The organism is Reichenbachiella carrageenanivorans (assembly GCF_025639805.1).
In the GTDB taxonomy this organism is placed as follows: domain Bacteria; phylum Bacteroidota; class Bacteroidia; order Cytophagales; family Cyclobacteriaceae; genus Reichenbachiella; species Reichenbachiella carrageenanivorans.
This window is the reverse complement of sequence record NZ_CP106735.1, coordinates 4,476,928-4,489,062: the sequence shown is the minus strand read 5'-3', so window position 1 is coordinate 4,489,062 and position 12,135 is coordinate 4,476,928. Positions and strand designations below refer to the sequence as shown.

At 42.0% G+C, this 12,135-nt stretch carries 9 protein-coding genes and 1 other RNA gene; 5 read left to right on the top strand and 5 right to left on the bottom strand.

The window, feature by feature from the left end; translation table 11 throughout:
* Positions 1 to 20: 20 nt before the first annotated feature.
* The 3 genes from N7E81_RS18125 to N7E81_RS18115 form a co-directional block, all read right to left on the bottom strand.
* A complete protein-coding gene (locus N7E81_RS18125) occupies positions 21 to 542 on the bottom strand; it encodes a porin family protein (RefSeq protein ID WP_263051016.1) in 522 nt (173 codons plus the stop codon).
* Between the two features lie 154 nt (positions 543 to 696).
* On the bottom strand, positions 697 to 1,707 hold the full coding sequence (locus N7E81_RS18120) for a glycoside hydrolase family 113 (protein ID WP_263051015.1): 1,011 nt from the start codon (positions 1,705 to 1,707) through the stop codon (positions 697 to 699).
* The gene (locus N7E81_RS18115; RefSeq protein WP_263051014.1) at positions 1,704 to 3,950 is read right to left on the bottom strand and encodes an efflux RND transporter permease subunit; all 2,247 of its coding nucleotides are present in this window, start codon (positions 3,948 to 3,950) and stop codon (positions 1,704 to 1,706) included. The genes N7E81_RS18120 and N7E81_RS18115 overlap by 4 nt, the downstream gene beginning before the upstream one ends.
* Before the next feature lie 502 nt (positions 3,951 to 4,452).
* Here N7E81_RS18115 and N7E81_RS18110 point away from each other — a divergent pair.
* From N7E81_RS18110 to N7E81_RS18090, 5 genes are all read left to right on the top strand, one after another.
* Positions 4,453 to 5,520 carry a formylglycine-generating enzyme family protein gene (locus N7E81_RS18110; protein ID WP_263051013.1) on the top strand — a complete coding sequence of 356 codons (1,068 nt, stop codon included), beginning with the start codon at positions 4,453 to 4,455 and terminating at the stop codon, positions 5,518 to 5,520.
* Positions 5,521 to 5,611: 91 nt separating this feature from the next.
* Positions 5,612 to 7,966: a hybrid sensor histidine kinase/response regulator gene (locus tag N7E81_RS18105; protein WP_263051012.1), complete on the top strand. Its 2,355-nt coding sequence runs from the start codon at positions 5,612 to 5,614 to the stop codon at positions 7,964 to 7,966.
* Positions 7,963 to 9,315, top strand: coding sequence for a sigma-54-dependent transcriptional regulator (locus N7E81_RS18100; RefSeq protein ID WP_263051011.1), 1,353 nt, complete (start codon positions 7,963 to 7,965; stop codon positions 9,313 to 9,315). Before N7E81_RS18105 ends, N7E81_RS18100 begins: the two co-directional genes overlap by 4 nt.
* 123 nt (positions 9,316 to 9,438) lie before the next feature.
* The gene (locus N7E81_RS18095; protein WP_263051010.1) at positions 9,439 to 9,939 is read left to right on the top strand and encodes a hypothetical protein; all 501 of its coding nucleotides are present in this window, start codon (positions 9,439 to 9,441) and stop codon (positions 9,937 to 9,939) included.
* A 173-nt stretch (positions 9,940 to 10,112) separates the two neighbouring features.
* Positions 10,113 to 11,018, top strand: a complete 906-nt coding sequence (locus N7E81_RS18090; protein ID WP_263051009.1) for a Cbp1 family collagen-binding glycoprotein adhesin — start codon at positions 10,113 to 10,115, stop codon at positions 11,016 to 11,018.
* 413 nt (positions 11,019 to 11,431) lie between these two features.
* Here the strand turns inward: N7E81_RS18090 and ffs are convergent.
* Both ffs and N7E81_RS18080 read right to left on the bottom strand, forming a co-directional pair.
* Positions 11,432 to 11,533, bottom strand: an RNA gene (gene ffs, locus N7E81_RS18085) — signal recognition particle sRNA small type.
* Between the two features lie 106 nt (positions 11,534 to 11,639).
* Complete coding sequence (locus N7E81_RS18080) at positions 11,640 to 12,092, bottom strand: peroxiredoxin (RefSeq protein ID WP_263051008.1); 453 nt, start codon at positions 12,090 to 12,092, stop codon at positions 11,640 to 11,642.
* Between the last annotated feature and the right edge of the window lie 43 nt (positions 12,093 to 12,135).

Below are 12,135 nucleotides of genomic sequence, written 5' to 3'. Positions count from 1 at the left end.
TTATGTTTTTTTGGTACGTCTTAGTTACCGAAAGTGTAGAATACACCTGCTTTGATAGCCAATTGGCCGTCACCTGCAGTTTGGTATTTCAACTCACCGTTGAATCCTAATACGTCAGTAAGTGGCAAGCACACACCTCCACCAATGTTTAGACCAGTTTCTGAGGTAGATGCAGAAACTCCATTAGCTTCTGCTTTCGCAAAACCAACTCCGATTCCTGCTAGTCCATAAACCTGCAGATCATCAGTCATGAAGTAGTATTTACCTTCGATATTTAAATAGCTTAGTTTGTAATCAACACCACCAACAGAAGATTTGAAGTAAAAATCGTATGATGCATTACCACTAATTACGTCTGTGATTAGATATTCTACAGATGGAGATAGACCAAATCCGATTTTTGATTCGCCAGTGTCACTTACTCCTGCTTTTGTACCTAGTACAAGGCCTAATCCTGCTCTGATTTCACCTTGTTCTTGTGCCATAGCACCATTGATTGCAAATAGACTTACTAGGGCTAGTGCGAGTAATTTAGTTTTCATAATTTATATTTTAAGTTTAAAGATTAATATGGAGTTATTGAGAAAGCTCCAAGTCGATAAATAACAGATGCAATATTGTACAATTTGCATATAAAACAATAAGCAAATGAGAAAAATCTACAGTAAACATCCTGTTATATCGCAGGCAATTTAGTTAGTGGCGGGAGTGTTTGAAATACTCGTTTCTGAGTATTTTTTCTGCCATTTTGTTTTGAGGTGTAAATGCTGAATGATTAGCTCCACCAGCTTCGGCATGTTTGTAGTGCCATTTCCATGCAAAACCACCTGCCAACCAATCTTCTGTCCAGTAGCTATGAAGTAGTCCTTCATAAGCATTGGCTTGTCCTTGTTCGTTTATTTCTTTATCCTTTTTGTTAGGTTCCCAATGTCCACGAGCACAGTAGTCTATACTTTCGAAACCAAACTCTGTAAATAGCACTTGCTTGTCATACGATTTTGCTAATTGTTTTAGCTGCTCTTTGGTGTTTTGATTGGCTTCGATCCATTCTGATGTGGTTGGTGTTTTGGATTTGGAAGACGGGAAATAAGCATCTATCCCGATGTAATCTAAATCTTTCCAAAATTTGATATGCTGATAATTGTCCCAATTGGCCGAGTAAGTGATCACACCAGGATAAATGGATCTGACTTGGACGATAAGATCTTTCCAGTAGTTAGGATACTTGTTTGCTAACTGTCGAATTTCTGTACCTATGGATATCATTTCGACCTGTTGGTCGGTAGCCACTTGCACAAAGTGGAGCAAATAGGCTGTATAGCTTTCCATCCAAATGGCTACTTGTTCTTCTGTCTCAAAGTCTAGATCGCCAGCCCAGCCTTGGCCTTTCACCCACAGGTGAGGTTTGAGCATGACTTGTAGCCCAGCGTCGTGAGCCAGTGAGATGGCCTGTGTGATACCAGCAGTCGTTTCTCCAATCCATTGTCTAGGGGAGTTGAATTGGACTTTTGGCTGATCGGGGCTACAAAAGGCATAAGGGATTACAGCTACCCAGTTGGCATGTACTTGTAGGATAGGTGTATAGTCAGTAGCACTTATTTCGTAAGGAGGAGCTACTAGACACAAACCGTTGATTTTTGTTTTCGATTTGTCTTGCTGTGCACTACAGGCCAATATCAAAACTAACCCAAGCCATTTAATCTTCATAGGTCTTTGGTTTTTTTAGGTAAAAACCAGATCAGCAATACAGGTAGAAGGTATAGGTCTGTCAGTAGAGCCGTTACAAACGAGATGCTCACAAACAGCCCCATAAAAAAGGTGGCACTGAAATTAGAGAAGCAAAAAACGATGAACCCCGAAGTGAGTAATATAGTTGTAATTAGGATCGGTCGGCCAGTGGCTAATATGGATCTTTCGATAGCTTGTTCTATCTGTATGCCAGGTTGGTATTCTTGTTTGAATTGGCTCAAAAAGTGTAGCGTATCGTCTACCACGATGCCAAAAGAAATAGCAAAAATGACCGAAGTACTCAAGTTGAGAGGAATGGAAAAATAACCCATAATTGCGGCCACGACCAGAATAGGAAATAGATTGGGTAGGAGGGTGATGAGCACCATGCGCCAAGATCGAAACATGACTCCAGCGATGAGTCCTACGATAAGCATCGCCAACAACAGTCCTTTGATCAGATTCATCGAAAGCAATTCATGACTTTTGTCAATAAGCAAAGTCGTGCCTGTAAGGCGATAGCCCAAGATCTGGTGATCTACTTGCTCGTCTAATGCGTGGATGAGTTTTTCGTATTTGATGGTGGCGTCTTTCGAGCCTAAGTCCTGAAAATACCCAGTGATTTGTGCCAGCGCTTCGGTGCTCACTTTGGTGGATTTTCTTTCTGGGTGGGTCTTTCTTATCTGTTGAAAGACTTTTTGCCAATCTCTGGAAGACTCTGGTAGTTGATACGACTCTGGAGCAGCCTGATGTAGGCTTTGGTTGGCAAACTTCACAAAGGATACTGGAGAGATCAAGTCGCCAGCGCCTGTATGTTTTCGTATCAGGTGCTCGATTTTCTCCATTTGGGTAATTACCTCCTGACTATAGATGGGTTTCGTGTCGTCCTTGATCCAGAGGCTCAAAGTGAATGGCTTGGAACCAGAAAATTCTTCGTCAAAAAAAATGAAATCAGTTTTAACGGGGTCATGTTTCGGAAGGTCGTTCACTAAGTATGCATCTACCTCCACTTGCTTGAGCCCAATCAGGCTCACAACTAAAACAAGCATAGCAGCCAGTCCAATACTTTTGCCTCGTGTCGACACCATTTTGTAGATGCTCTTTAGGCAGTTTTGCATAAAGCCTGAAGATGGCTGGGAGATAGTGGGCTGGGTCAGGCATGCCAGTGTAGGAAAAAGCAAGTAGGTGATGATGAATGCAAAAGCGATCCCTGCTGCAGCATATAACCCCAGGTCAATGATTGGTTTTACTTGGATAGTAACGAGTGTAAGAAAGCCGATAGCTGTAGTGAAAGAGGTAAGAAGTGTAGCAATTCCCACTTTTCGGACCGCTTGGTTGATGGATGCTTTTAGGTTTTTGGACTCGTTGTATTCTTGCTGTATGTGTGCATATAAATGTATAATATCCGACATAGACACGACGAGTAATATAGTAGGGATGAGTGATGAGAGTACGTCTATATCTTTGCCAGTCAGTGCCATAAACCCAATAGTGGCTACCACAGACAAACCTGCAATTAGCAAGGACATCGTGATAAGAAGGAGGTTTCTCATGAAGAATAGGAGCATGAGAAAAATCAAAACCAATGCTATGATTATGAATTTGGAAAAGTCATCTTTTACGGCATTGACGAACGCCGTTTGAGCTACGGCCTTTCCTGCTATTCTTACGGGTAGGTTTTGCTTTTCAAAAACACCTCTGATCTCATCTACATATTCATCTGCTTTTTCTTTACTAGCAAATCGTTTATGTAGGACAATGGCTTTCATGCTTTTGCCAGATTTGGCTATAAACATCTCCCGAAACAGCGGATGTTTGTAGAGTTTTACGCTGTCATTTAGGAGTTTTGAACGGTCTTCAAGATGTAATAAAGGAATAGGTATTTGCCCCATAGGGGTTTTAATACCAAACCTCAAAGAGGTAGGAGAGATTACTCGTTGAGAGGCCGCCAAGTTGCCTACTGCCTTTAGTCCTTCATCTATATGACCAAGAAAATCAATGTCAAAAAGTGAAGGCTGGGCTTCAAAGCCTATGAGTAAGTAATCATTGTCGTGCCCAAATGTCTCTGTAAACTCTTGATAATAGATGAGATCGGGGTCTTGTGTAGGAAAGAAATTTTCTAACTCGTAATCGAATCGGAGATTGGGCAGCTGATTTGCCAGAAGACCAAGGAGTATCACTGCGAGAGCGAGGGCTAAGAAGGAATTTCTTTTGTTAATCATAGGATGCTCATACTAAGCGGCGCGAAATTTAGCAAATTCTATCGGAATATTTCTACTAGGTAGTAGTACCTACTTTGAATTGCAGTATCTGTACCTATTTCAATCCAAAATAGCTCGTCGTACTTTTGAGGTATTAATAGACAAGGCAACTCGTTTATTGATGAAGGAGTAACCAACCTAACCTTTTTATTATCCCTTTTAAGTAAAGAAGGTTGCCTAACTAACAAATTTGCTTCATTATTCTTTAGCCAGATCAAAACGTTGATCTGGCTAATTTTTTGTCCTTTTTTGAAAGGAATGGTGGTCTACACTTATTTTATCATCACAAAATCAAATGAAAAGCAAAAGCTTGTTTTCTCATATTGGTTTGAAGACCAATATGAGCAGCCTTTCATAAATACGAATTATCTTCCTTTAGATAAAAAAGTGCCCTGAGATCTAAACGCAACTTGTTATGTTTGCGTCAGTGAAAAGACACATCATTCCTTCATTAAGATTACGCATGAGACAAACTATATATATACTATGGGCACTAGTCACAATAGCCGCCTGCACCAATAAAGCAAAAGAAACGACCCAAACTCCACCGACAGAAGAGCAACAAGAGATTGTGAAAAAGAATGCAGATCGCTCAGGAATGGTGTTGATACCTGCTGGGTATTTTACTATGGGAGGCAAGTCAGATCAAGCGAGTGAAGACGAATTTCCTCGCCATGAGGTATCCGTTTCTTCTTTTTATATGGATGAAACAGAAGTAACCAACGCCCAATTTGAAGCTTTTGTAAAAGCAACAAACTATATCACTATTGCAGAACGTGACATTGATTGGGATGAAATGCTCAAACAGCTACCGCCTAATACACCCAAGCCAGCCGATTCAGTGCTGAGAGCGGGCTCGATGGTGTTTAAGCAAACCGACAGTCCTGTGTCACTAGAGGATTACTCTCAGTGGTGGGAGTGGATGGTGGGTGCTAATTGGCGACAGCCAGAAGGACCAGGCAGCAATATAAAGGATCGTATGGATCACCCTGTGGTACACATTGCATGGGACGACGCGCAGGCATACGCCACTTGGGCGGGTAAGCGATTGCCTACAGAGGCAGAGTGGGAGTGGGCATCGATGGGTGGTGATACCAAAGCCAAGTATCCTTGGGGCAATGAGTCTGTAGAGACAGCGATAGATAAGGCTAATTTTTGGCAAGGAAAGTTCCCTTATCAAAACTATGTCCTCGACGGATTTGAGGGGACAGCTCCCGTAAAGTCATTTAGCCCTAATGGTTTTGGGCTCTACGATATGGCAGGTAATGTGTGGGAATGGTGTGTAGATAAATATGATGTAAACGCCTACCAGAATGATGCGCAACAAGGAACAGTGATGGATCCTTCAGGGTCTGGGAAATATAATGACCCAAGAGATCCATATTCGCCCAAGCATGTGATCAGGGGTGGTTCTTTTCTGTGCAACGACGATTATTGTAGCGGCTATCGCGTGTCTCGTCGAATGAGCTCTACCAAAGACTCAGGTTTCAATCATACAGGATTTAGATGTGTGGTAGAGGTGGTTGAATAGGATTTTTGCGATAAAAAATTAGAATATAAAAAGGGCTTTTTAGCCCTTTTTTCGTATCTATGGGCAAATTGGTCATCTACAGCTTCTTGCATTGAAAAAAACTTTATTTCCATACTTATTGAGCGGAGCACTTTTGGTACTCACAGTAGGAGTGGCTATTGTGGGCTATTTCACTTACAAAAGTCTAAATCAAATCATTGGCACGCTAGAGGATGAGGTGAAGCCTAATGTAGATTTGATTCTACTCAGTGACATGAAGCTGGCGCTTGAAGATTTGGAGAATGCCATTCGTGCCTATGTATTGAGTGAAGATTCTGTTTATATCCGCGAATTCGATGAGCGAGTAGGCAAGGCTTTAACTTCTCTTTCGCAATTGAAACAAAGAAATGCAGATACGAGCTTTGTGGTTTATACAGATTCACTCGAAAGCTTAATTCTCGATAAAGTCACCATATTGACGCAAGTTTCCAAACTGGATCATCAAGGTCTTCAAGAAACCTTTGCAGGAGTACAAGAGCGACTGAATCTAAGTCAGTCATCGAGTCCACCTGTCGATACTGTTATTCAGCGAAAACGTTCTTTTTTAGAAAAAGTGTTTGGGAAAAAAGAGCCCGAAATATCACCTGCTCCCGAAAAGCCAGATCAGACCAATGAGCTGTTGGATTCGATAGTGAGGAGAGCAGAGAAAAAGATATACGACCAGAAGATACGTGAATTTACTTTGCACCGAGACCATCAGACCATCGATCTGAAAATCAATGAATTGATAGCTGAGATGAACGCTATGCAGATCGACCGTATCAGGCATGTGGCCGCCAGAGCGCAAAACCGCGCCAAGTATACCAATAGATACATTACTATTTTTAGCATTATAGCACCGGCTAGTTTGTTACTCACCTTGCTGGTACTGATCATCTATGTATCACGCACCAAAAATTATCAGCGAGTATTGTCGTCTTCGCGAAAAAACGCACTTCGCTTGGCTCGTGAAAAGGAAGCCTTTTTGGCTAATATGAGCCATGAAATCAGGACACCCATGAATGCCATTATGGGATTTTCTCGCTTGCTCTTGAAGTCTCCATTGCAGGAAGAACAACGAGAAAAACTTCAGATTATAGCACAGTCGTCAGATCATTTGGTGCATTTGCTGGACGATGTGCTGGACATGGCTAAGTTGCAATCAGGCAAAATAGTCTTGCAGCGCATCGCTTTTGATCCCGTTGAGGTAGTGAGCCAGACGATCCTACTGCTTCGACCAAAAGCAGAGGAGAAGGGGCTTTGGCTACAAGGTAAATATGAAGAGAAACTATCGGGCGTGTGGGGGGATCCCTATCGTTTGAAACAAATTTTATTGAATTTGATTTACAATAGCATCAAGTTTACGGAGCGGGGCAAGGTAGAGGTGTTCGTTAGTCAAGTGTTGGATGAAGGGAAGGTTAAATTAAACCTGTCGGTAAAAGATACGGGTATAGGAATCGCCCCTGATAAGCAAAAGAGGATCTTCGAAGCATACGAACAGGCCAATGGATCCGATCAGGAAAAGGGGGCTGGATTGGGATTGTCTATAACCCAGAGGCTGGTAGCTATGCATCAGGGGTTGCTCCGATTGGAAAGTACACTTGGGGAAGGGTCTACTTTTAGGGTGGAGCTACCGTATGAGGAGGCTAGTGAATGGCCCGTTCAGGAGGATCATCAGATGCACATGCGCAGACCTGGTTTGCACCTACTCCTTGCAGATGATGAACCATTCAATCGCCGACTTTTGCAGGAGACTTTAGGCGAACTAGGAGCAAAGGTGAGTGAAGCGTCCGATGGTGTGGTAGCAGATCAACTATTGAGGGAAAAACCTTTTGACCTTTTGCTTTTAGATTTTAGAATGCCCAATTTGGATGGTATCGAATTGGCAAAAAAAGTAAGAGCAGGTGATGGTTTGAATGCACAAATACCTATCATAGGCCTGACGGCTACCGTATCCGAAAAGGAGTTGAAAAAAGCCAAAGAAGCAGGGATTTGTCACGTCATTCATAAACCTTTTGATGCGGAAGAGTTGCTGTCATTGATTGCGGAACTGACTGCTGATATTGAAAAGCCTGCGGAGATGTCTCCGCCAGTGTATAGTCTCGAAGGCTTGAGCAAAATGGGAGATGATGCATTTGTGATTGAGATGGTGGGATTATTCATTGCTAGTGCGCAAGAGAACTTAAGTGCTTTGGCTATAGCCAAAGAAAGTGGGAAGTGGATGGAGGTGGCAGATGTGTTGCATCGGATTGTTGCGCCTGTCAGACATTTTAAAGCAGATGAGCTGGTAGTTCTATTAAAAGAAAATGAAATCATTACCCGAAAGGGAATGGCAATCGGAGAGGATCAAATAGAAGAAATCAAACAGCAAGTATTGGCACTTACTGCTGCTCTACAGGTATATTTGGAACAAAGAGAATCTAAATGAAAAAGGAAGCATTTAAAATTTTTGTGGTAGAAGACGATGAGTGGTATAGCAAACTGTTGTCACATACACTTAGCCTCAATCCAGATCACACGGTTCATACTTATAAGGATGGTGCTTCTATGCTGGCCGACTTATCGCAGCAGCCTGATCTGATTACCTTAGATTTTCGTTTGCCAGACTATTTAGGCTCTGATTTGTTTGATAAGATCAAATCTTATGACCCTGCTATTGAAGTGGTAGTCATTTCGGAGCAGCAGGATATAGAGACAGCGGTAGATTTGTTGAAAAAGGGTGCGTATGATTACCTCACCAAAACCGACGATATACGGGATAGACTGGTACATGTTTTGAATCAGTTGGGCAAGCACAGAAAGCTCACTCAAAAAGTAGAAACGCTCCAAGAAGAGGTGGAAAAGAAGTACGATTATCCATCTACTATCATTGGTCAAAGTGATGGGATTAAGAAAGTTTTTAGGCTCATCGAAAAAGCGACTACCACCAATATCAGTGTGATGATCTCTGGCGAAACGGGCACGGGCAAGGAAGTAGTCGCCAAGGCGATTCACTACAATAGCAAGTTGAAGAAGAAGCCGTTTGTACCCGTAAACATGAGTGCCATTCCAAAGGAATTGGCTGAAAGCGAATTGTTTGGGCATGAAAAGGGTGCTTTTACAGGTGCTACCGAAAAGCACTTGGGCAAATTTGAGCAGGCGCATGGCGGTACGCTCTTTCTCGATGAGATAGGTGAAATGGATGTGGCTTTGCAGGCCAAGCTGCTTCGGGCTTTGCAAGAAAAGGAAATTACGAGAGTAGGAGGCACTGGCGTAGTAAAAGTAGACTGCCGTATCATAGTCGCTACGCATAGAGACCTGCTAGAAGAGATGAAAGCTGGGCGTTTTCGGGAGGATTTATATTATAGGTTGTTGGGCTTGCCACTGGAGTTGCCACCTTTGCGTAGTAGAGACAAAGATGTAGTGTTGCTGGCTAAGTATTTTACAGAAGCATTCGCTCACGAAAATGATCAACCAGCTAAAAAACTAACAAAAGATGCCATGCACAAGCTGCTGAGCTATTCATACCCAGGCAATATCCGTGAGCTAAAATCTATCATAGAGTTGGCAGTAGTGATGGCTGATGAGCAAGAGATAACGCCAGAGGATATTACTTTTTCCCAACGAGACCTGATGCCTGAGGTGTTGTCAGAAGAGCTGACCATGAAAGACTATCAACTCAAAATCATCAGACTCTATCTCAAAAGATACAACGATGATATCAAGCAGGTTGCTGATCGGTTGGATATTGGCCAGTCTACCATCTACAGGCTCCTTAAAGAGCACCCGATCTCTTAAAATTGCACACGTTTTCTCGATATGAGAAAATTTCACATGAAGTTATATATGTAACAGGCTGGTAATAAGCATCTTAATTAGATGGTATGCCGATTGGTAATGAAAGGTCAAAGACAATTGACTATGAAATTCATTGCGATCATTTTGACTATTGGGTGTATGCTACATGTGGGTATTTCACAAGCGCAACGACTCAAGTCTGGCACTACCTACCAAACGGCGGTAGGTGTCAGAGGACTGGGCACGTCAGGAATATCAGTCAAACATTTTACCAAACCAGCATTAGCCATAGAGGGTATAGTAGGGTTTTATCCTAATGCATTTTCGGCTACGGTACTCGTGGAGCGATACGAATCTGCATTCGATGTGCAAGGGCTTCGGTGGTACTATGGTATTGGCGGGCATGTGGCTAGCCAGTCAGATGTAGTGCAGAGCGAAGGAATCTACCGGAGAGAATCGTCGGCCTTTGGCTTAGGTGTCGACGGTATTTTTGGTATTGAATATAAGATACGAGAAGTGCCTATCGCACTAAGCTTCGATTTTAAACCCTTCTTCGAAGTAGCTACCGATGGAGACGCCTTTTTGGCACTCGACCCAGGTCTAGGTATCAAAGTTACATTCTAGATAGGTAGTTGCAGAGTGAATTATGCTTTTAGATATCATGATTGAGCTATGATGGAAAATATAGCTGTTTATCAAAGAAAATGACCAGTCTTATTCAGACTGATAAGTCCTGATCAAAGGGATTGAGATAATTAATTAAACTTTAAAATAAGAACCTTAAAACAATAAGTATTATGAAAAGTAAATCAGCAAAATTGACATTGTTCATTGCGGCTACCTTGGCCGTGGTGGTGAGTTTGACCGCTCTTTATTTTACTATAGAGGATGAAAAAGAACAGCTCAGCTTGAAGTCTATACAGCTAGAGCAGGAGCTTTATACCAGAGATTCTGCTTATAATGAAATCATTGATATCATGTATAGCTTAGAATCGCAAGTGGGACAAATCAAAGACAGAGAGAACTTGGTTAATAAAATTTCTTCTGGTGATTTGACCAAGTCCAACAAAAGACAGTTAGTAGAGGACATGGATTTGATCGATAGTTTGATCATTGAGACCAATGGGAAAGTGTCTCGATTGATGTCTAAGCTAGAAACTGCCAACGTGAATATGAACACGTTTAAAAGCAGAATAGCAGAACTTTCTGATGAATTAAAAGAAAGAAAAGCTTCTGTAGATGGATTGCGAGAAGATTTGGCCAGCAAAAATGTAATGATCGCAGATCTGTCTACTGATTTGAAAATGCTCGAATACAAAAGCGTAGTACAAGAGGAGAAAATCAATGTACAAGTAGCGAAAATCGATGAGCAGGAGAAAAAATTGAATGAGGCTTACTATGCCATTGGTACAAAGAAGGCGCTAGAAGAAGAAGGTTTGATCGTGAAAGAAGGCGGTGTCCTGTGGTTTGGTAAAACGTCTGCTCTCGAAAAAGATGTGCCCAAGGAGAAGTTTAGCGAAATCGATATCCGAACCACCCAAAACCTATTAGTAGACTCAGAAGAGGTAGATCTAGTGACTGAGCATCCGTCGGATTCTTACGAGATAGTGAAGGAAGGGGATAAAGCCAAATTTTTGAAAATAACCAATCCAGATGAATTTTGGAGAATTTCCAAATATCTGGTAGTGGCCGTAAACGACTAACAGGATCGCATATCAGCTATGGCGATGAAGGGTCTGCAGCAATGTGGACCCTTTTTTTGGGTTCTTTTGGTCGTGGTAGATGCTTTTGATCAACCTTATTCACCAACTAGGTAGTTCGTCCTTTCATTCGTAGGAGAATTTTGCGAATAATACTGACAGGCTCTACGCACTCCGAGTAGACGAATGAATTCTTGCAGTGTGTTTTCATTGCTCTTTACGATACTGTTTATTTCGTTGAGCTCAATGAACTGGTAGCCCTAGTCTAATGAGTCATATTGCGTGCCGATAGACCTCCCTTTTGCAAATGACCGAGTGATCCTGTCAAAGGGAAGGAGAAACAATTGCTGTTTAGGTGGAAGCTGAGCTAATGGATGAAGTAACGTAAATGAGTGACTAAAAAGGGAAGAGGGGAATAAAAATGGCAAACCTATATCGCACCGCTACAACTATCTACCCTTGCTTCCTTCCGGACCTGGGGGAGTTCGATAGGAGCTGGTCGTATCGATTTGCCAACGCAAAATTAGAACGATTTTCACCGAATGCCAGACATCTGTCAATTATTTTTTAAAGTTTTAAAAACTCTTGTTTTAATTGCTGTATTGGGCAGAGTGATAAGTCAGTTTAGTCTGTATTGAGTGCAGCTATGGCTTCTTTTACGTGTCGCTTGCCATTGTATTGAGACTGAATGATGTGAACTAATTTGCCTTCTTTATTAAAGACAAAAGTTACTCGCTCTTTGATAAGCCCAAATAGTTTGCGTTTTATGCCAAATAGTTTTTCGGCCTCCCCATCGACATCACTCAGTAGTCGGTAGTCCAAGTGGTAGCGTGTCGCAAACTTCTTGTGAGAAGAGACGGGATCACTGCTGATACCGATGACTTCAGCTCCTGCCTCTTTCAGCTCTTTGTAGTGAGCTTCGAAAAGACAAGCTTCGGCTGTACAGACTGGTGTATTGTCTTTTGGGTAGAAGAAAATTATCAATGCTTGATCAACGAACCTTCTCAAGTTTATGCGAGCACCATCTTGGTCGCTCAAAGTGATATCTGGAATTTGATCTCCTTTTTTCAGTTTCATTTGAGGAAAAATTTTAAACCCAAAATCTAATAAATACTAACGA